Origin of the sequence: Streptomyces sp. NPDC088354 (genome assembly GCF_044753585.1) — a bacterium.
GTDB lineage: Bacteria > Actinomycetota > Actinomycetes > Streptomycetales > Streptomycetaceae > Actinacidiphila.
Map to the genome: position 1 here is coordinate 30,010 of NZ_JBIVNJ010000046.1, position 18,899 is coordinate 48,908.

The 18,899-nt window shown below is 70.5% G+C and carries 17 protein-coding genes; 8 read left to right on the forward strand and 9 right to left on the reverse strand.

Translation table 11 applies throughout. From position 1 onward, the window contains the following. Positions 1–280 precede the first annotated feature (280 nt). Positions 281–2,773: a SpoIIE family protein phosphatase gene (locus tag ACIP98_RS36920; protein ID WP_401980557.1), complete on the forward strand. Its 2,493-nt coding sequence runs from the start codon at positions 281–283 to the stop codon at positions 2,771–2,773. Between the two features lie 106 nt (positions 2,774–2,879). Here the strand turns inward: ACIP98_RS36920 and ACIP98_RS36925 are convergent, their stop codons facing one another. Further along, a complete protein-coding gene (locus ACIP98_RS36925; RefSeq protein WP_319665207.1) occupies positions 2,880–3,404 on the reverse strand; it encodes an ATP-binding protein in 525 nt (174 codons plus the stop codon). Between the two features lie 656 nt (positions 3,405–4,060). Beyond that, entirely contained in the window at positions 4,061–4,912 is an 852-nt protein-coding gene (locus ACIP98_RS36930; protein WP_319665208.1) for an SDR family NAD(P)-dependent oxidoreductase, read from the reverse strand. A 156-nt stretch (positions 4,913–5,068) separates the two neighbouring features. Between ACIP98_RS36930 and ACIP98_RS36935 the strand changes: the two genes are divergently transcribed. Then, complete coding sequence (locus tag ACIP98_RS36935; RefSeq protein WP_401980560.1) at positions 5,069–5,902, forward strand: helix-turn-helix transcriptional regulator; 834 nt, start codon at positions 5,069–5,071, stop codon at positions 5,900–5,902. 220 nt (positions 5,903–6,122) lie between these two features. Here the strand turns inward: ACIP98_RS36935 and ACIP98_RS36940 are convergent, their stop codons facing one another. After that, entirely contained in the window at positions 6,123–7,145 is a 1,023-nt protein-coding gene (locus ACIP98_RS36940; RefSeq protein WP_401980563.1) for a DUF4331 family protein, read from the reverse strand. A gap of 173 nt (positions 7,146–7,318) precedes the next feature. On the opposite strand from ACIP98_RS36940, the gene ACIP98_RS36945 reads away from it, so the two are divergent. Further along, positions 7,319–8,233: a LysR family transcriptional regulator gene (locus ACIP98_RS36945; RefSeq protein WP_319665214.1), complete on the forward strand. Its 915-nt coding sequence runs from the start codon at positions 7,319–7,321 to the stop codon at positions 8,231–8,233. A gap of 110 nt (positions 8,234–8,343) precedes the next feature. On the opposite strand, the gene dxs is transcribed toward ACIP98_RS36945, so the two are convergent. Further along, entirely contained in the window at positions 8,344–10,242 is a 1,899-nt protein-coding gene (gene dxs, locus ACIP98_RS36950; protein WP_319665216.1) for a 1-deoxy-D-xylulose-5-phosphate synthase, read from the reverse strand. Positions 10,243–10,542: 300 nt separating this feature from the next. Here dxs and ACIP98_RS36955 point away from each other — a divergent pair, with 300 nt between their 5' ends. Together ACIP98_RS36955 and ACIP98_RS36960 are read left to right on the forward strand one after the other, a co-directional pair. Continuing rightward, positions 10,543–11,124: a TetR/AcrR family transcriptional regulator gene (locus ACIP98_RS36955; RefSeq protein ID WP_319665218.1), complete on the forward strand. Its 582-nt coding sequence runs from the start codon at positions 10,543–10,545 to the stop codon at positions 11,122–11,124. A 204-nt stretch (positions 11,125–11,328) separates the two neighbouring features. Beyond that, complete coding sequence (locus tag ACIP98_RS36960) at positions 11,329–11,910, forward strand: dihydrofolate reductase family protein (RefSeq protein WP_401980568.1); 582 nt, start codon at positions 11,329–11,331, stop codon at positions 11,908–11,910. Between the two features lie 937 nt (positions 11,911–12,847). Here the strand turns inward: ACIP98_RS36960 and ACIP98_RS36965 are convergent. Next, positions 12,848–13,456, reverse strand: a complete 609-nt coding sequence (locus tag ACIP98_RS36965) for a TetR/AcrR family transcriptional regulator (protein WP_319665222.1) — start codon at positions 13,454–13,456, stop codon at positions 12,848–12,850. Between the two features lie 188 nt (positions 13,457–13,644). Here ACIP98_RS36965 and ACIP98_RS36970 point away from each other — a divergent pair, with 188 nt between their 5' ends. The 3 genes from ACIP98_RS36970 to ACIP98_RS36980 all read left to right on the forward strand — a co-directional run bounded on the left by ACIP98_RS36970 (position 13,645) and on the right by ACIP98_RS36980 (position 15,722). After that, a complete protein-coding gene (locus ACIP98_RS36970; protein ID WP_319665224.1) occupies positions 13,645–14,037 on the forward strand; it encodes an ester cyclase in 393 nt (130 codons plus the stop codon). Positions 14,038–14,123: 86 nt separating this feature from the next. Beyond that, the gene (locus ACIP98_RS36975) at positions 14,124–14,810 is read left to right on the forward strand and encodes an SDR family NAD(P)-dependent oxidoreductase (RefSeq protein WP_319665226.1); all 687 of its coding nucleotides are present in this window, start codon (positions 14,124–14,126) and stop codon (positions 14,808–14,810) included. 192 nt (positions 14,811–15,002) lie between these two features. Next, positions 15,003–15,722 carry a hypothetical protein gene (locus tag ACIP98_RS36980; protein ID WP_319665228.1) on the forward strand — a complete coding sequence of 240 codons (720 nt, stop codon included), beginning with the start codon at positions 15,003–15,005 and terminating at the stop codon, positions 15,720–15,722. Here ACIP98_RS36980 and ACIP98_RS36985 read toward each other — a convergent pair. The 4 genes from ACIP98_RS36985 to ACIP98_RS37000 form a co-directional block, all read right to left on the reverse strand. After that, the gene (locus tag ACIP98_RS36985) at positions 15,712–16,140 is read right to left on the reverse strand and encodes a cupin domain-containing protein (RefSeq protein WP_401980570.1); all 429 of its coding nucleotides are present in this window, start codon (positions 16,138–16,140) and stop codon (positions 15,712–15,714) included. The two genes, ACIP98_RS36980 and ACIP98_RS36985, sit on opposite strands and share 11 nt — an antisense overlap. A 230-nt stretch (positions 16,141–16,370) precedes the next feature. After that, positions 16,371–17,207, reverse strand: a complete 837-nt coding sequence (locus tag ACIP98_RS36990; protein ID WP_401980573.1) for a phosphatase PAP2 family protein — start codon at positions 17,205–17,207, stop codon at positions 16,371–16,373. 239 nt (positions 17,208–17,446) lie between these two features. Beyond that, on the reverse strand, positions 17,447–17,992 hold the full coding sequence (locus ACIP98_RS36995) for an RNA polymerase sigma factor (RefSeq protein ID WP_401980576.1): 546 nt from the start codon (positions 17,990–17,992) through the stop codon (positions 17,447–17,449). Between the two features lie 183 nt (positions 17,993–18,175). Beyond that, positions 18,176–18,682: a MarR family winged helix-turn-helix transcriptional regulator gene (locus tag ACIP98_RS37000; RefSeq protein ID WP_401980578.1), complete on the reverse strand. Its 507-nt coding sequence runs from the start codon at positions 18,680–18,682 to the stop codon at positions 18,176–18,178. Positions 18,683–18,899: the final 217 nt, after the last annotated feature.

The following is an 18,899-nucleotide window of genomic DNA, read 5'->3' on the forward strand; positions in this document are numbered from 1 at the left end:
TCGCGGACGCGTGGTGGATGTGGTCGCGGATCTCCCGGCGGACGCGCTGGCGGCGGACCCGCTCCACCGGTCCCTGAGGCCGTCGACTCCCCCGGGCTCTGCCGCTCACTCCCTTCGCATGGCGCAGCACCCTGTCGACAGGCAGGGTGTGCGGCCCCACGGAGCAAGGCGTCCGATTTGTCACAAACGGGAGCCTTGGCCGGTCTTTCCATCACGTGCGGCGGATTTTCGGCCGCACCCTCCGCCCAACCCATCACACCCACACAAGGACGACGGTTCGATGACCACGAAGAGCTTCGACACTTTGACGCTCGGTAAACATTCGAACGGGCTCGACATGCCGGACACGGCACTCGCGATGCTCGATGAGCAGGGGACCGTCGTCGGATGGACACAGGCCGCCGAGCACCTCGTCGGACGTTCGGCCGAATCCGTCGTGGGGCGTTCGGCCGCACTTGTGCTGCCGTTGTTCGGCGAGCGGCAGAGCACCTCGGACTTCGTCAAGCACTGCCGCGCCCAGAACGGCTGGTCGGGGACCACAGCCGTGCGCCATCGCGACGGACGCGTCATGGAGGCGTGCTTGCGGATCACGATGCTGCGCGGCATGGCCGGAGCGGTGCGGTGGTTCGTCTCGCTGATCGACACCGGCACTCTCTCCGGGGACGCGATGAGCAGCCTGGTGAGTGGACCGCTCCTGGGCCGCGCACCGATCGGGGTCGCTGTGCGCGACCCGCAGCTGCGGTGCGTGTTCGCCAACGACGTGATGGCGGAGCATGACGGCATCCCTTGCGACAAGCGGCTCGGACGCCGCCTGACCGAGGTCGTTCCCGGTCCCAGGTCGGAGGCGCTCGAGGCCATGACGCAGCAGGTGCTGCAGAGCGGCACCACGAAGGTGCACGAGTACCGGACGTGGCTGCCGATGGGCAAGGGCCGGGGGTACCCGCTCGCGGCGTCGTTCCACTGCCTCCAGGGGGCCGACGGTGAATCGCTCGGGGTGTGTCTCGTCAGCGCCGACCTCGCCGAGAGCCGTCTGGCCAGGGAGCGCCTCGCCGCGGTGGGAGAGGCCGAAGCGCGGCTCGGCGGGACCCTGGATGTGATGCGGATCAGCCAGGAACTGGCCGACCTAGCGGTACCGCTGCTGGCCGACCTCGTCGCCGTGGATCTGGAGCAGTCGACGCCGTCCGGTGACCACTCCGCGGTCCGTGTGCCTTCGGCCGGCGGACACCGCCCGCCTCTGCGCCGTGCCGGGCATGCCTCGATCCACGCGGGAGTTCCGGAATCGCCGTGGGTGCGCGGGGGGCCGGTCACTGTGCCGCAGGCCTCGCCGTTCGCCGCGGTCCTGAGCACGGGCAGGTCGCACTTGGAACCGATGCTCGACAGGACACCGGGGATCTGGATGGATCAGGTTCCCGCGATCGGGGAGAAGGTCCGCTCCCACGGGGTGCACTCGCTGATGGTCGTCCCGATCCGTGCGCAGAACGCCCTGCTGGGTGTGGTGCTGTTCCTCCGCACCGAGGACCCCACGCCGTTCCACGAGGGTGACCTGCTGCTCGCCGAAGAACTGGTCCGGCGCGCCGTGCGGGCGCTGGACAACGCCCGCCGGTACGCGCGCGAGCAGACCGCGGCCCTGACCCTGCAGCGCAACCTGCTCCCCCGCCGGTTGCGAGGTGGCACCGCCGTCGAGACGGCCTCGCGCTACCTGCCGGCCGACGTGGAACACGGCGTGGGTGGCGACTGGTTCGACGTGATCCCGCTGTCCGGAGCGCGCGTCGCCCTGGTCGTCGGCGACGTCGTCGGGCACGGCCTCCACGCCGCGGCGACGATGGGCACGCTGCGCGCCGCCGTCCGCACCCTGGCCGATCTGGAACTGCCACCGGCCGAGCTGCTGTCCCGCCTCGACAACACGCTCCAGCGACTGGTCGAGGAGGACCCCGAGCCCGCGGACGGCACGGCGGCGGTCGTGGGGGCCACCTGTCTGTACGCCGTCTACGACCCGGCCACCCGCGTGTGCACCATGGCCAGGGCCGGGCATCCCCCGCCCGCGATCATCGACCCGCAGGGCCGGGTCGCCTTCCCGGATCTGCCCACCGGAGCCCCGCTCGGCCTCGGCCTCGGCCTCGGGGACCCCTTCCAGTCGGTGGAGCTGGAACTCCCCGAAGGAAGCCTCATCGCCTTCTACACCGACGGCCTGGTCGAGTCCCGCGACCACGACATCGACGACGGGATGAACAGCCTGGGCGCTGCCCTCGCCGAGCCGGACCAGGCCCTGGAAGACCTCTGCGACCGCGCGACGGAGTCGTTCCTGGAGCAGACGTCCTGCGACGACGTCACCCTGCTCCTGGTGCGCACCTGCTCACTCGGCGCCAACCGGGCCGCCTCCTGGACGCTGCCCAGCGACGAATGCGCCTCGGGCAAGGCACGGCAGTTGGTGACCGGTCAGCTCCGCACATGGGGTCTCGACGCCCTCGCCGACTCGACAGAGCTGATCGTCAGCGAGCTCGTCACCAACGCCGTACGCCACGGAACCGGCACCGTCACCCTGTGCTTGAAACAACACAACGCCCTGACCTGCGAAGTGTCCGACACCAACGTCTGCGTCCCCCAGTTGCGCAGCGCGGGCATCACCGACGAGAACGGCCGCGGCCTGTTCCTGGTCGCCCAGCTCTCCCGGCGCTGGGGATCGCGGCCGGCGCCGGAAGGCAAGGTCGTCTGGGCCGAACAAGAACTGCCCGGCGCATCCCGCACCCGATCACGCCCGTTGCAGGCCGCCTAAGGGCCCGTCCAGCGGATCTTTCGACTCGGCATGCTTGGCACGACCTCGTGGCCGAATCCCCAGCGAAGTCTGACGCTCCCGGCGTTGGGCCGCGCCAAGGTTGGGTTCACGCGAGCGACGGCCACCGATCAGCAGCCCACTCCAGCCATCCCGACCATCCAGGAGGCGGACCCGCGATCTCGTGCCCGCCGAGTTCGGTGGCGTCGGGCTCCTCGAAGAGCGTTCTCCAGTGCACGAGGTCTGCTTCGCTCATCGGGAAGGTCTGATCCGGGGCGGTCAACTGGCGTTGGGCGATTCGAGCACGTTGAGTCTCACGGTCCACCGGCACGTACACAAGGCGACAGGCTGCCCCGACAGACTCCGCCAACCAGCGGATCGCGGACCTCTCGTCACGGGACCAGCATCCGAAATCCAGGACCACGTTGGTTCGAAGTCTCAGCGCCTCAAGACCGAGCCAGAGCAGCCGCCCTTCCAGCACATCGCGCTTCCCATCCGCCTCCGACTCGCCGAACAGCGGAATCATCCACTCATCCGGCGTCAGCCGCAGGGCGCTGTGCTCCTCGGCGAGTTGCCGAGCCCTCGTGGTCTTTCCGGCCCCGGGCAGGCCGATCGTCAGGAACAACGTGGTCACATCCTGATCGCATCAGGAGGACCAAGTACAGGGCAACTGCTTTTCTGCCGGGATCGCCGGCCCGCGCCGCGGCCGGGCAGCGCAATGACACACAGTGGTGGTGACGCACGCGTCCCAGGCGATCCGAAGGGCCCGATGCGATGGATCCTCGCGTGAATCCGGTTCCCGTAGACCAGGGCGGCACAGCCGTGTTCCCGGGCCTTCGACACCGGGACACCGCTGTCGCACCGGCTGAACTCGTCGAGATACCCGTCACCGGACAGCTCCCGCAGGGTGATCCTCTCCATCCGCACGTCCTCAGGGCCGTCGAGGAAGACCATGAGCTGCGGCACCCCCCTGCGGCGCGGCCAGTGGGCGGGGAGGCCCCGGCAGACGCAGTCCAGCACACGCGGGACGTCCGCCCGCACCGCGGGATCCAGCGACTGGAGTCCTCTCCGCGTGTATGCGCCGGCATCGTTCACCGCTCAAGCGTCCATGAGTGGAACCAGCCGCTCAACCCTGGGCTCAGCGGCCCGCGCTTCGGCTCTGGGCGCGCGGTCGCGTGCCAAAGGCGCCCGCTGGCCGATCAGTTGAGCGGCAGCACCGTCCCGGTGTCCGGTTCGGTCCGATCGCTCCGCAGGCGGACGGACGGGCGGGCGAGCGGACCGACGGTGTTCCTACGCGCCGTCAGCCCCGCCGAAAGGCGACCCGTGAGCGGCACGTGAAAGACCGTCCCACTTCCGCCAGCCGTCGAGGCGGCTCGCGTACTCCTCGCGCACCTCGTCCAGGCCTCCGATGCCGAACAGAACCCGCAGCGGCGGCTCGGCGGCGTCGGCGAGTTCGAGCACCGCACGGCCCGAGGCCGCTACGTCGCCCGGGACGATGTGCGCGGCGCCGGCGAAGAGCGCCTGGCGGGCGTGGGTATAGGCGTCGTCCTTTCGGGCCTGGGGCGAGGAGGCCATCAGGCCGGTGTGGAAGACGACCGGCTCGATGAGCGTCACGTGAATGCCGTAGGGAGCGACCTCCGCCGCGAGCGACTGGCTGACGGCCTCCAGCGCCCACTTCGACGCGTGGTAGAGGCCGAGCGCCGGGTATGCGACGACACCGCCGAGCGAGGAAACCTGGAGGATGCGGCCCCCACCGCGGGCGCGCATGCCCGGCAGGACGGCACGGGTGGCCCACAGCGCGCCGAAGTAGTTCGTGTCCATCTGCTCACGGGCCTGCTGGTCCGTGGCTTCCTCCACGGCCCCGACGAGCATGTGCCCGGCGTTGTTGACCAGCACGTCGATGCCGCCGAAGTGTGCCTCGGCGGCTGCCACGGCTTCGCGTACGGCCGCCGCGTCCGCGACGTCGAACCCCAGCGGCAGAACCTGGTCACCGTACGCATCGACGAGCGGCTTCAGCGACGCGGCGTCCCGGGCCGTCGCCGCGAGCCGGTCGCCGCGCTCCAGTACGGCCCGTGCCCACTGAGCGCCCAGTCCACGGGACGCCCCGGTCAGGAACCAGGTCCTCGGGCGGTGATCGGTCATGACGGTACTCCTCTGTCGTCGTACGTGGCGGAAGGGTCGGTGGTCCGGCCCTTCCCGCACCACTGTCCGCAGTCGGCGGCCGCGCAGGCAGAGCGGGCTTTTCCAGGGACCGGCCGTCCCTGGCTGACCGATGGCTCCCGAGTGACACTGGGGCCCATGGACTCCGGACAGCTCTCCCACTTCCTGAGAGTGCGGCGCGAGGCGCTCACACCGGGCGAGGTGGGGGTCGTCTCCTCGACGCGACGGCGCACGCCCGGCCTGCGCCGGGAGGAGGTCGCCGTACGCGCGGGCATCTCCACCGACTACTACACGCGCCTGGAGCAGGCCCGCGCCCCGCAGCCGTCACCGTCGGTGCTGCGCGGACTGACACGGGCGCTGCGGCTGACCCTGGACGAGCGGGACCACCTCTTCCGGCTCGCCGGGTACACCGCGCCTGACCGGCTCTCCCCCGACGACCACGTCTCCCCGGTACTCCTCGGCCTTCTGGACCGCCTGCACGACATGCCGGCGCAGGTGATGACCGACCTCGGCGAGACCCTGGCGCAGAACACGCTCGCCACCGCGGTCTTCGGCGACCACACTCGACTCGACGGGCCGGAACGCAGCGCCGTGTACCGATGGTTCACCTCACCCGACGCCCGAGCGGCCTATCCGCCCGAGGACAGGACAGAGGAGTCACGCACGCTGGTGGCCGACTTGCGCGCCACGACGGTCCGGCGGGGCGATGCGCGGGCACGGGCGCTGGTGGACCGCCTGCTGCGGGACAGCACAGAGTTCGCCGCCTTGTGGTCCGCACACGAAGTCGCCGTCCTGCGCAGCCGCCGCAAGCGCATCCAGCACCCCGAAACGGGCCTCCTCCAACTCGACTGCCAGGCGCTCCTGGAGGAAGACCGGTCGCAGATCCTGGCGCTCTTCGTTCCCGTGCCCGGTACGGACACGGCCGACCGCCTCGCGCTTCTCGGCCTCCTCCGCGCCGGCCAGGACCACTGACGACCGGCTGATCGGCTTCCGCGCGAGCCCGGCGTCCGGCACCCGGTCGGGCAGGGCGCGCAGCCGCGCGACGACGATCACACCCGGTTGCGGGCGGCCGGAGGGGACGTCACGCCCCGCAGAAGTCCCGCAGCGCCCGGGAGGTGAACTCCGGATCGTCCCCGGCACCAGCGAGCTTCTGCAGGGCCGGCGCAAGGCGCCGGTCAGGACGCGGGGACGGTCATACGGGCACGACGTACGGGAAGCGGTCGGTCCGCAGGTGCTCGGCGACGGACGGCTTGAGTCCGGCCGGCACAGCGGTGCCGGTGACGAGCGACAGCATCGCCTCAGGCGCGTTGTCGGCCAGGGTGCGGCCGTTGCGGGCGGCGAAGCCGTACGAAGCGGGCGTCCCGACGACGTAGGGCAGCACATCGGGGAACGGCTGCCCGGCCACGGTGCGGCCGTAGCCCTCGGGGTCGGCACAGGTTCCGGTGGCCGCGACAACAGCCGCGACCTGTCCGGCAACGGCTTCACCGACGGCGGCCCGGTCCTGCGAGGGGTGCCGGGCGTTGGCGGGGTTGCTGAAGTCGGTGTCGCCGGGCCAGAAGATCGGCCACATCATCGGGTGCCCGCCGCGGTTGATCTGCCGCCATCCACCGGCGTCCGTGGCCAGTTTCGTCGCGCACCATACGCCCGTGCGGGCCCCGGGCCTCAGCTGCGCGTGCTCGTGCGGAATCTCGAGCACGATCGATTCCACGGTGGTGCCGGCGAAGCTGTTCCGCGCCTCCTGCGGGCGCCAGTCCGAGAGGTCCACTGCCGTCCCCTTCGCCACCGCCCCGTTGACGACGGCCAGCAGGGACAGGTCGATGTAGAAGGAGTCCGAGACGCGCCCGGCCCAGATGCGGGTGCCGTCGGCGGCAGCCGACTCACCGGTGCGGCCTTCCAGCACCAGGTCGCCGTCCGCGGCGTCCTCGCGCGCGGCGTCGCCGGCCAGGACGTGCAGCCGCAGGTTCTGCCTGCCGTCCGGGCCGGGTTCGTCGAAGGAGACCCGATAGGTCAGGGTCTCGAATTCGGCGCCGTCGAAGTGAACCTTGAATTCGTACCGTGCTTCCGGGTGGAACCCGGGCTCGGCGTAGACGCCGGTGATGTCGGAGTTGACGTCCATGACGAACACCGTGCTGCGCCCACCGGGAAAGACGTACAGGTCGTCGATGAACAGCTGGCCGTTCTGGGCCGCCAGCGGAGTGTCGAGATGGTGCGACATGGTCGGTCCTCAATTCTCTCGGCGTTTTTCGAGGAAAGAGTGTCGGGTGAATCCGTATGCCCTTCACTGTTCGGATCGCCGTGGTGCCGGGCGTTTTCCGGACTTCTTCATCCTCGCCGGGCGGGCACCCGCCCGGTACCTCCACATCGGGAATGCCCTCATAAACTGAGGTTATGAGCACGTCGCCTCCCGACCTCGACAGTCTCCTGTTGCTGACGCTGGTCGCCGAGCTCGGCAGCCTGGGTCGGGCCGCCGGGCGGATGGGGATCAGCCAGCCCGCAGCGAGCAAGCGCCTGACCCAGCTCGAGCTGCGTCTGGGGCTGACACTGGTGAACCGCGACACCCGCGGCTCCGCGCTGACCGTGGAGGGCAAGGCGGTGTGCCAATGGGCGGGGAGGGTGCTCGCCGAAGTGGACTCGCTGATGGTGGGTGTCGCGGCACTGCGCGGCGACCATGCACTCGACCTGCATCTCGCGGCCAGCATGACGCTGGCCGAGCACTTCGTACCGCGATGGATCGGCACGCTGCAGCGGGGATCGCCCGATGTCTACGTCAGCCTCAAGGTGACCAATTCCGAACAGGTCGCCGCGCTCGCCACGAGTGGTCGGATCAGCCTGGGGTTCATCGAGGCGCCCACCGTGCCGACCGGGCTCAGCTCGCGGCAGGTGGGCGCCGACCGGCTGGTCGTCGTGGTCGCGCCGCAGCATCCCTGGGCACGACGGCGGGAGCCGGTGGGACTGGCCGAGCTGGCCCGCACCCGCCTGATCGTCCGCGAGCCCGGTTCGGGCACACGGGAGACGATCGAGCGTGTACTCGCCGGCGCGGGGGCCGAGCCGGCCAGACCTCTGATGGTGCTGGACGCCAACGTGGCGGTGCGAAGGGCTGTCGCCGAAGGCGCCGGCCCGGCGGTGCTCAGCGCGGTGAGTGTCCGGGACGACCTGGCCGAGGGGCGCATCGCGGAAGTCCCGGTGACAGGAGCCGACCTGCGCCGCCGACTGCGCGCCGTGTGGCCGAAGGACCGCCCCTTGACCGGCGCGGTCGAAGAACTGCTCCGGATCGCGGCGCGCACCCGCCGCGGGGATCGCTGAAGCCTGAAGGGGTCATTGCCGCGCAGGACACCGCGGACACCCGCCCGCTGACCCCGGAAACCGACCCCCGCCACCCGGCGAACTCCACAGCGCCGGCACGGTGCAGGAGGTCACTGCGTCGCCAGGTGGGAGAGGGCGTTCGGGCCGGACGCCGCCCTCGACAGCACCGCGTCGGCGATGGACCGTGCCGTCAGTCCGGCCTCGGCCAGCACCTCCGCGCGAGTGCCCTGCCCGGGGAAGCCGTCGGCCACTCCCAGCACGTGGACGTCGGCGGCGATCCCCGCGTCGGACAACTCCTGGAGGAGGGTGGTTCCGACGCCGCCGGTACGCAGCCCGTCCTCGACGGTCACCACCTGCCGGTGCAGGGCGGCCAGCCGCAACAGCTCCCGCGGCAGGGGCTTGACCCAACGGGGGTCCACCACGGTGGTCTCCAGGCCTTGACGGGAGCAGAGTTCCGCGGCTTCCAGCGCGGTACGCGCCATCGTTCCCACGGCGACCACGAGGACCCCGGCGCCCGACTCCCGCAGCACGTCGACCCCGTCCGAGCGGCGTACCGCCGGCACGGCCGTACCCACCGGGCCGCGAGGGAAGCGGATCGCCGTCGGGGCGTCCTGGATCGCCAGTGCTTCGCCCAACTCCTCGCGCAGCGACGGAAGGTCACGGGGTGCCGCCATTCGCAGGCCGGGCACCGCCTGGAGCAGCGCCAAGTCCCACATTCCGTTGTGGCTCGGACCGTCGTCCCCGGTCACGCCGGCCCGGTCGATCGCGATCGTGACCCCGAGCCCGTGAAGCGCGAGGTCCATCAGCACCTGGTCGATGGCCCGGTTGAGGAAGGTCCCGTACAGAGCGACCACGGGATGCAGCCCGCTCATGGCCAGTCCCGCGGCCGAGCCGACCGCGTGCTGCTCGGCGATGCCGACGTCGAAGAAGCGTGTGGGGTACTCCGCCGCGAAGCCGGTGAGACCGACCGATCCGGGCATGGCGGCCGTGATCGCGACCACGTCCTCGCGCTCGGCGGCGATCGCGGCCAGCTCCTGCCCGAACGCGGCGGACCAGGTGAGCCCGCCCGGGCGCAGCGGGCTGCCCGTGACCGGGTCGATGGCGCCGATCCCGTGGAAGTGGTCCGTCTGATCCTGCTCGGCCGGCGGATATCCCTGTCCCTTGCGGGTGACGCAGTGGACGATCACCGGGCCGGGGCCGCTCTTGGCGCGTTCGAGCGCCTCCTCCAGGGCTGAGATGTCGTGGCCGTCCACGGGGCCGAGGTACTTCAACCCCAGGTCCTCGAACAGCGCCTGGGGTGCGAGCGCGTCCTTGATCCCCCGCTTGGCCGCGTGCAGGGCCCGGTAGACGGTGTGCCCTGCGGGCCCGGCGCTGTCGAGGGTGTGCTTCCCCCAGTCCAGCACCCGTTCGTAGCCCGCGTGCGTGCGGAGCGCCGACAGGTGCCGTGCCAGTCCGCCGACCGTCGGCGCGTACGACCGTCCGTTGTCGTTGACGACGATCACGACCGGGCGATCGGGCGCCGCCGCGATGTTGTTGAGCGCTTCCCAGGCGGCCCCGCCGGTCAGGGCACCGTCGCCCACGACGGCCACGATGTGGTGGTCCGGACCGTCCTTCACATAGCGGGCCTTGGCCATGCCGTCGGCGTACGAGAGTGCCATGGAGGCATGCGAGTGCTCGATGTGGTCGTGCGCGGACTCGGCGCGGCTGGGATAGCCGGACATCCCGCCCCGGCGGCGGAGGCCGGCGAACTCGGCGGCCCTGCCGGTGACCAGCTTGTGGACGTAGGCCTGGTGGCCGACGTCCCAGAGCAGGATGTCCCGGGGCGACTCGAACGCGCGGTGCAGGGCCAGGGTCAGCTCGACCACGCCCAGGTTCGGTCCGAGGTGGCCGCCGGTCTCGGACACGTTCCGTACGAGGAAGCCGCGGATCTCCTCGGCGAGGGCGTCGAGTTGCCTGGGGCTCAGACCGCGCAGGTCCGCGGGCTCGTTGATGCGTTCCAACAGGGGCATTCGGTTGTTCTCCTTGCCGAGTTCGGGATCCGCCGGGCCGGCCGTCAGTGCCGGGAGGCGGAGGCCATGGCGAGGATGGGGGTGAGGCTGAGGGCGAGCGGCCGCAGCCGGCGCGCGCCGATGCCTGGGCCGGCCGGTGCGGGAGGGCTCTGCGTGCTCATGCTGGTGGTTCCTGCCGATCGAGGGCGACCCGGGTACCGGGGAGGGCGGGGTTCCCGAGCCGCACCGGTGCGAGAATATCCATTCTCACTGTCGCCTGTAGTCTAGAGAACGCCTGTTCTCACCAGCAAGAGGGGTCCCGTGCCATCGACGACAGCGGCCCAGGAGGTCATGCGCGGGCAGTTGCTCGACGCGGCCGAGCAGGTCTTCTATGCGCGCGGCATCCAGGCCGTGAACATGAGTGAGGTCCGCGCCGCGGCCGACCTCCCGCTGAAGCGCATGTACCAGCTGTTCCCCAGCAAGGACGACCTCGTCGTCGCGTTCCTGCGGCGACGCCACGACCGCATGATGGCCGCCATCGAAGACCGCGTCGCGGATGTCGACCAGCCGCGTCCGCGGGTGCTGGCGATCTTCGACTACCTCGACGAGTGGTTCCACGAACCGGACTTCCGCGGCTGTCCGTGGATGAACGTGTACGGGGAACTCGGGCCCACCAACGCGGTCGTGGCGGCCGAAGTGCACCACCATCAACGGGCGTTCCGCGCCCTGGTCACCGGCATCGTCGCCGCATCCGGCTACTCCCCCGCGGTCGCGAACGCCGTCTACCTCCTGGTGGAGGGCGCCGTGGCGACGGCGGCCGTGCAGCACAGCGCCGCTCCGGCCCGCGAGGCACGGTGCGGCGCCCGGATGCTGCTGGCGAACGGGGCGGGATCCGGAAGGTGAACCGAACGCGGCGCTTCCAGCGCCGGCGGCGGCAGGTGCTCGCGCATCCAACGCCGGTTCACCCGCGCCACGGCGGGCCGGCGGTTCCCGCGCGGACATCCCGGCCACGCACCGGACGTCCTGCTTCCGCCCGCGATTGATTTCTCACCTGCGCGGCAGCCACGGCACGCTAATTTGGGGCATCCCGAAGCAGAGGAGTGCCCCGTGGGCAAGGTGGTCATGTACAGCTCGGTGTCGGTGGACGGCTTCGTCGCGGACGAGGATGACCAGCCCGGACCGCTGTTCGACTGGTTGTCCAGTGGTGACGTCCCGCTGGACGAGAGCGGCGTGCTCACGGTGTCACAGACGTCCTACGACTACACCCGGCCGTACTGGGACCGGATCGGGGTCACGATCGTCGGCCGCCACGTCTTCGACCTGACGGACGGCTGGGACGGGAAACCGCCGGGCGGGATCGACCACGTGGTCGTCGTGACGCACCGGCCGGAGCCCGAGGGCTGGGACCCCGGGGCGCCGTTTCACTTCGTCGACGGCGTCGAGGCAGCCGTGGCCAAGGCGCAGGAGCTCGCCGGTGACCGCATCGTCGAGGTCGCCGCCGGCGACGTCGGTGGCCAGGTGCTTGCCGCGGGCCTGATCGACGAGGTGCGCATGGACGTCGTACCCGTCGTGTTCGCGTCCGGCAAGCGCTACTTCGGGTCGGCCGACGCGCAGCACCTGTTGGAGGATCCTGACGTGGTGATTCAGGGCAACCGGGTGCTTCACCTGCGCTATCGGGTGCGCCGTTGACCTGTCCGAGCGGGTGCGCGAAGCAGTCCACCGCGGACGGTGACACATGACGGGGCTGCCTTCGGCTCGTTCGCCGAACTGCTCGGCCGTGCCCGCCTCGACACCACCCGCCGGTGCACCCCCCGCCCACCCGCCGATCAATGGGGCACCGCCGACCTGGGCGCACTCAATCGGGCGCTTGCTCCGGCAGAAGTTCGCCGGGTTCACCACCGACTACCCCACGCTGCAGCATCGGCACACCCCCGCGCACAGTTCGATCTTCGGCCGTGAGTCGATCGGCTTCGGCGCCTCCCCGGCCGACCGCGCCAAGTCCACCGAGCAGGTGCCCACCGAGCAGAAGTCCTCCTCGACACCGATCCCGGCACTGCTACGAGCACGGTGGGACGGTGGACGGCCAGGAAACCTCGCGCCCCCGGCTCACCCGTTTCGACGTAGCCGACGAAGGAGCGCTCACCTGTACTCGAAGCACCAACTCCCCGGCCGAGCTGAGGCTTCCCACATTGCGCGACGCCCGTACCGCAGGCGTCGCTACCGTCCCGACGTGAACGAATCACGCTCATACGAAAGTTTGCTCGCCGGAGCGAAGAAGTTGCCGCACCGGCGCTACAAGCGCATGACCGGGTCGAAGAGGTGTTCGTCCTGCACACCGGCATCAGGATCGACGTACGCCACCGCCACCCACCTCTGACAGTCCGCCGAAGCCCCGGCCACCCTGCCGGTGCCTTCGCATGTCCAGACCCTCGATGGATTGCCCTGTGCTCAAGCGGTCGTGGATCACTCGCACGGCACTTGCCGCCGCAGCCGGCCCCCAGGAATTCCGGGAGCGCCCGGCTGTTCCGGCACGACAGGCCCCCGTAACGTCCGTTCACGGACGATTCACCGGTGCGCGACGCCGTACGGGGGCAGGCGGCCCGGCCGTGGCACGCCCGGGCAGATCTCAGGAGAGCGGCCAGTTGCGCAGCAAGGCGTCGGCCATCTCCTGGAGCTCGTCGCGGCCGACACCGCTCGCGGCCTGCACGGCGAGGCCGTAGGCGAAGGTGGTGAGGTAGCGGGCCAGTAGCCCGGGATCGGCCTGCGGAGGCAGGTCGCCCTCGTCGATCGCTCGCTGGAACCGCTCCCGGACGCAGGAGTAGCCGTTGTTGCGCCAGGCGACGAGGAGGTCACGGACTTCCTGCCCGGAGTCGCTGGTGGTCAGGGCGCCCTGGACGCCCAGGCACCCATGGGGGTGGGCCGGGCGGGTGGTGGTGCGAACGGTGCCGGCCAGGATCGCGGTGGCCACGGCGTGGGCGGTCGGCTCCTCCATGGCCCGGGCCAGGTAGGCGCTCGGGCCCTCGGTGTAGCGCTCCAGGACCTTGCGGAACAGCTGCTGCTTGTTGCCGAAGGCTGCGTACATGCTGGTCGTGGAGATGCCCATCGCGCTCGTCAGGCCGGACGTGCTGGCGCCCTCGTAGCCGTGCCTCCAGAAGACCAGCATGGCCCGCTCGAGAGCTTCGTCCGCGTCGAATCCTCGCGGTCGGCCGATCGGGCCGCTCTGTCTCGTCTCCACCCCCGCAGCCTACCGCTTCTGCAGCGATCACTGCGGAAGTGCTAACGTTCGACTTCGGCAGCGATCGCTACAGAAATCGAGGAGGGCTGCCCCCATGGCACTGCCCGGGAGGCCATGGAGGGCGTCCCGTCTCACCCGGCGTCCGGTCGCGGCTCCCGTCGGGAACCGCTCCACAGAAGGGCCATCCCATGTCCGACAGCGATCTGCGCGCGTTCTACCTGCGCTACATCGAGGCGCTCAACGCACACGAGTTCGACGGTATGGACGAGTTCATCGACGACCGCACCACCCTGAACGGCGAGCCGGCCACCCGGGACGATCTCATCGCGGTTCAACGGCATGACGTGGACGCGGTTCCGGACCTCCACTGGGAGCTCAAGGAACTGCTCTTCGACGGTGACCGGCTGGCCGCCCGTCTGGTCAACACGGGTACGCCGGTGAAGGAATGGCTCGGCGTGACTCCCACCGGCGCCTCGTTCGAGATCGTCGAATACGCCGTCTACCAGGTCCGCAACGGACGGTTCGTGCACATGACCGCCCTGCACGACGCCGGCGGACTTCTCCGGCAGCTGACCGGCTGACCCGCGGAACCGGTGCCGGCAACGCAAAGACCCGTCCGAACATCACCAAGCGGTCCGCTCGGGCCGCATGACTCGTGAGGAAACGCATGACCGTCACACTGATCACCGGGGCCAACAAGGGCATCGGCTTCGAGACAGCCAGGCAGCTTCTGGCGTTGGGGCACGTTGTCTACATCGGCGCTCGCGACGTCGAACGAGGCGAGAAGGCCGCGGCCGCGCTCGGCGCACGCTTCGTGCGGCTCGATGTGACCGACGACGCGTCGGTCGGCACCGCGCTGGCGACGATCGACTCGGCCGAGGGGCGGCTCGACGTCCTGGTGAACAACGCGGGCATCCTGGGGCACGGAGTCACCGACGGCCCCACGGCGCTGCGGGCCTTCGACACCAACGCGGTGGGCGTCGTGCGCGTCACGGAAGCGGCGCTGCCCCTGCTGCGCAAGTCCTCGAACCCGACCGTGGTCACCGTTTCGAGCAGTGCCGGGTCCTTCTGGGCGGTGACCAATCCGGACCGGCCCGAGTTCAACCTGCCGTTGGCGCTCTACTCCGCGTCCAAGGCCGCGGCCACCATGCTCACGGTGCAGTACGCCAAATCCCAGCCGGGCATCAAGTTCAACGCGGTCGAGCCCGGCACCACCGCGACCGACCTGACCGCGGCGTTCGGAATCGGAAGGACGCCGGAGGAGAGCGCCAGGGTCGTCGTACGTCTGGCAACTCTCGACGCGGACGGGCCGACGGGAACGTTCCAGGACGAGAACGGGGACGTTCCCTGGTAGACGAGGGCGACGCCGGGGGCGGCCCGGACGCGGCCGCCCCCGGCCGTTCCGATCTCGACGCCGACGCCGGACATCGGCGTCGGAGCTGGGTACGAGCCGGGCGAAGGGTGAGTACGCGTACTCATGTGAGCATCGGTCAGCTCCCTCCACGATGCCTGCATGCCATCGACATCTCTCGCAAAGCCACTGCTGGTGGTGACCGCACTCACTTGCGTGATCCTGTCCGGTTGCGCCGCCCGGACCACCGCCACCGTTCAGACCGCCGCAGACCACGCCGTCTCCCCCGCACCCCGGCAGGACGCCCTGTCCGGCGACGATGATGCCCAGATGCGCTTCCTCGCGCTGATCACCCGCGTCGCGCAAGGCTGCGCACCGGGCGCCGCCGGCAACAAGGGCGGCGACACCCCGCCCGAACCCGAGGACGTGTTGGGTGGGCGGGATGAGCCCACGCCGGTGTACGGCCCGGGCGAGACCCCGCCGGGGGTCCCCGACGCCGTGGGGGACATACCGGTACCCCTCGATGATCCCGGGCCGCCGGAGGCGACCCCCGACTCCACTCAACCCGAGCCGGCCCAGGAAGTGACGCTGACCGGCATCGAGAAGTGCGAGGGCGACGAGCACGCCGAGCGCGTGACCGAGGCGTTCGAGAACACCAGGACGACCGCCTATCAGGCACTTGAGCAGAAGCTGGCGGACCTGGATTACCCGGCGTCACAGATCCGCCGGATGCCGGATCCCGCGGGCGCGCCCCGGGCAAGGATCGATCTGCGCTTCATGGGAGGCCACTTGGCCCTTGAGATCACCGCCGCCGGCAGGGGGGTGACGGTCGAAGCGTTCGGGGTTCCCGAGACGGAGACCGTGGAGGTGACCGACGTGAAACGAAAGCCGGGGCCGGACGCGCCTACGGCCTGACCGGATCACTCGGAACGCGCACAGAAGTGCCCTCCACAGCTCCGGACTCCTGCTGTCCCCGAGCCGCTTCCCCCAACATGCTCTCCAGGACCGGCGACTGAGCTTCGACGATGAGTACGGTCATACCGGTATCGGTCCAGGTCTCGTGCTCCTCGCCCGCGGCCCAACAGGCGGCTTGCCCTCTCGTCAGGGCCTCGGGTTCACCGTCCGCGCCGCTGGCCCACCCCTGGCCCTCCGTGACGAGGAGGACCTGCGGCACCGGCGCCGCGTGCCGCCCAAGGCGTCCACCTGGCGCCACATGCATGATGTTCACGTCAGCGGAACCGCCCCCGCCGTGAACAAGGACCCGTCGGACACCTCGGCTGCCGTAGGCGGTCGTCTCCGAGCCGGTGATCTCGTCGATGGTGAGGATCTTCATGCAAGGCATTCTGGGTGGAGCCTGCCGCACCCGGGAACCGCGGGTCGGGAAATCCGTTCGGGCCGGACGGACTCGTCGGTCACGGGGACGTGACGGCCTGCGACGTCCGTCACGGCCGGGCGCCAGGGCGAGTGCCGGCACCCGAGCCGGTTGGTCGTGGATCTCACCGCCCGACCTGCGCGGACGTCGCCCGAGGGCAGGCCGCGCGGCAGGGTGCAGCGCCTGGCCCGCTATTGCGTCCCCCACCCGGGCGCGGACGCCGCCCGTGACCGCCGGTCGGCCTGTACGGGCAGCACCGCGCCGGATGGCGGAAGGCCGCTGGAGTCGGCCGTACTGGTGCCGCGCCGGTCACGGTGGTGCTGGAACTGCCCGGCCGCGTACCAGCCGATGTGTGCGAGTGCGGCGCCCGCGAGGGCGTCGAGCAGGTAGTGGTTGGCGGTCAGGACCACGGCGGTGTCCATGGCGACGGTGAGCGTCACGGCCATGACGCGGAGCCACGCCCTGCGGGTGGCGGCGAGGATCGCCAGCGTCATGAGCAGGTTCCAGCCGACGTGGAGACTGGGCATCGCGGCGTACTGGTTGGTGAAGGCCGGGGGCTGCAGCAGCCGGTAGGCCGCGGACTGCTGGGTGACCGTGTCGGTCATGCCCAGACCCGCCAGCCGGGGTGGCGCGACGGGGAACGCGGCGAACGCGATGAGGCCGGCGGTCCCGGACACGAGCATCGCGCCAGCCGCCCGGACGTACAGGTCGGGGTGCCGGGTCAGCAGCCAGATCAGGGTGAGCGCGATGACGGGCCAGTGGCCGAAGATGTATATCCAGTTCAGGATGCGGGTGACGGCGTGCTCGTGGACCACGTGGTCCTGCAGCCAGAACTCCCTGTCCAGGCGCAGGAGGTGCTCCGCGCCCTCGATCCGTGCGGCATTGCGCAGCGCCTCGGCCCGGGAGCTGTGCGTCAGGCCCCGGACGGCGAAATAGCCGACGACGGCGGCGAGGACGATGCCCGTCCGTGCCAGAAGGCGTGAGGAAGCGGCGGCCGACCGCGCCAGGTGGCGGAAGCCGCCGCTCACGCCGTCGTGCAGCAGGCGGCGGATGTGCCGGACGCCGTACCTGATGCGGTCCGTGACTCCGGGACGCCGCGGCCGCCCTCCGGGTCGCGGACCGGGGACGAGGGGCGCGGCGGCCTCCCGTCGGGGGCCGTCACTCCGGACGGGCGGGTGGGTGGTCGATTGCGCAGAGCGCGGAGGATGCGAGCGCTTTCGCCCGTCCCGGACAGCGCGTCGGTGGCGCGATCGCGCACTGTGGCGGTTCAGCACGGCTGCAGTTCCTTGTGGACGTCGGTCGTCACCGTGATGCCCAGGGCGGCGATGTCGGTGTCCTGGCCGACGTGGGCCGGGGTGGCTGTCCGATCGGGCAGCTCGACGCCGTGGCGCGGGAGGCCGGCATCGAAGTACGCGGCGGTGAGGATCCGCCGCATCCAGCACTTCAGGTCCGCATCCGGAGGCACGTCGGGGAAGGACAGGTAGGCCCGTTCGAATGCGTCCAGGACGAGGGCCTCGGCGTCGTCGGGATGGCCCGTCATGGACAGCGCGGCCCGGTACGACAGGCCGAGGAGGGACAGCACCTCCCTCTCGAAGCGCTCGTCGTCGCGCATGCCGGGCGTCCCGGAACGCACGACGGGCCGGGTACGCGGGACGTGAGAGTACCGACGGTGCCTGCCGTGTCCGGCCGTCGCCACGACCGGGAGCGACGGCACGTCCTCCTCGGAGGGGTGACCTCGATGCCGGCCGGTGCCATGTCCGAGCGCAAAGGCGGCTTGGGCGCGAGGCTGCTGGACGGTGACCGAATCGGGCATGGGTGTTCCTTTCCGTGGTCGGCCGGCGGGGGCCGATGCGACAGTGCGGTCCGGCGGCGGGCGAGGCCCGGCAGCCAGAGCTCCAACTTGAAGCTTCAACTTAACCTAACACATGACTTTAAGCTTCAAGCAATCACGGACCAGCGAGCCCCGCCGCGCGGGGACCAGGACGCCCCGCCGGCGTCAGCGGCAGGGATCGACCTCGTCGACGGCCGCGAAGATGCGGTCGAAGACCGCTCCGAGGATCTGCAACTCACCGGGCTCCAACGGGTCGAGGACCAGGCGACGGACGCTCTCGACGTGCGCGGGCGCGGAGGCCACGAGCTTGCCGTAGCCCTCGGACGTGAGGGCGGCGTTGGTGTACCGCCCGTCGCACGGGTCGGTCTCACGACGGACCAGACCCTGCCCCTCCAGGCGCTTGACCACGTGGGACAGGCGCGACAGCGAGGCACTCGCGAGGCCGGCCAGCCCACTCATCCGCATCGTGTGGCCCTCCTGCTCGGAAAGCCTCGCCAGAACGTGGTACTCCATCCAGTTCAGGTCGGTTTCACGCTCCAACTGCCGTTCGAGCGCGGGCAGGAGCAGCGTCAGCACCCGGGCCATCGACATCCACGCGGAGAGCTCGTCGCTGCGCAGCCAGCGCGGCTCCGCCGCCTCGCGGTCCCGCGACTCGTCCAGATTCATCGTCATGCGGCCCACGCTAGCCGAATAAGTTGAAGCTTCAAGTCGGTCGGGTGTACGGTGAGACGACTTGAAGCTTCAAGTTACTTTTCCATGTACCCTCACGTACCCACAGATCAGGACATTGCGACCATGACCAGGATCGGCATCATCCTCGGCAGCACCCGCCCCGGCCGCAACGGCGAGAAGGTGGCCCACTGGGTCGTCGAGCAGGCCACGGGCCACG

Bases quoted from the DNA above. Each gene is read 5' to 3' on its own strand.
- ACIP98_RS36945 (WP_319665214.1), top strand. From the start codon at position 7,319: ATGAGCACGTCGCCTCCCGACCTCGACAGTCTCCTGTTGCTGACGCTG.
- ACIP98_RS36920 (WP_401980557.1), top strand. From the start codon at position 281: ATGACCACGAAGAGCTTCGACACTTTGACGCTCGGTAAACATTCGAAC.
- ACIP98_RS36995 (WP_401980576.1), bottom strand. From the start codon at position 17,992: ATGCCCGATTCGGTCACCGTCCAGCAGCCTCGCGCCCAAGCCGCCTTT.
- ACIP98_RS36940 (WP_401980563.1), bottom strand. From the start codon at position 7,145: ATGTCGCACCATCTCGACACTCCGCTGGCGGCCCAGAACGGCCAGCTG.
- ACIP98_RS37000 (WP_401980578.1), bottom strand. From the start codon at position 18,682: ATGACGATGAATCTGGACGAGTCGCGGGACCGCGAGGCGGCGGAGCCG.
- ACIP98_RS36935 (WP_401980560.1), top strand. From the start codon at position 5,069: ATGGACTCCGGACAGCTCTCCCACTTCCTGAGAGTGCGGCGCGAGGCG.
- ACIP98_RS36970 (WP_319665224.1), top strand. From the start codon at position 13,645: ATGTCCGACAGCGATCTGCGCGCGTTCTACCTGCGCTACATCGAGGCG.
- ACIP98_RS36985 (WP_401980570.1), bottom strand. From the start codon at position 16,140: ATGAAGATCCTCACCATCGACGAGATCACCGGCTCGGAGACGACCGCC.
- dxs (WP_319665216.1), bottom strand. From the start codon at position 10,242: ATGCCCCTGTTGGAACGCATCAACGAGCCCGCGGACCTGCGCGGTCTG.
- ACIP98_RS36975 (WP_319665226.1), top strand. From the start codon at position 14,124: ATGACCGTCACACTGATCACCGGGGCCAACAAGGGCATCGGCTTCGAG.
- ACIP98_RS36930 (WP_319665208.1), bottom strand. From the start codon at position 4,912: ATGACCGATCACCGCCCGAGGACCTGGTTCCTGACCGGGGCGTCCCGT.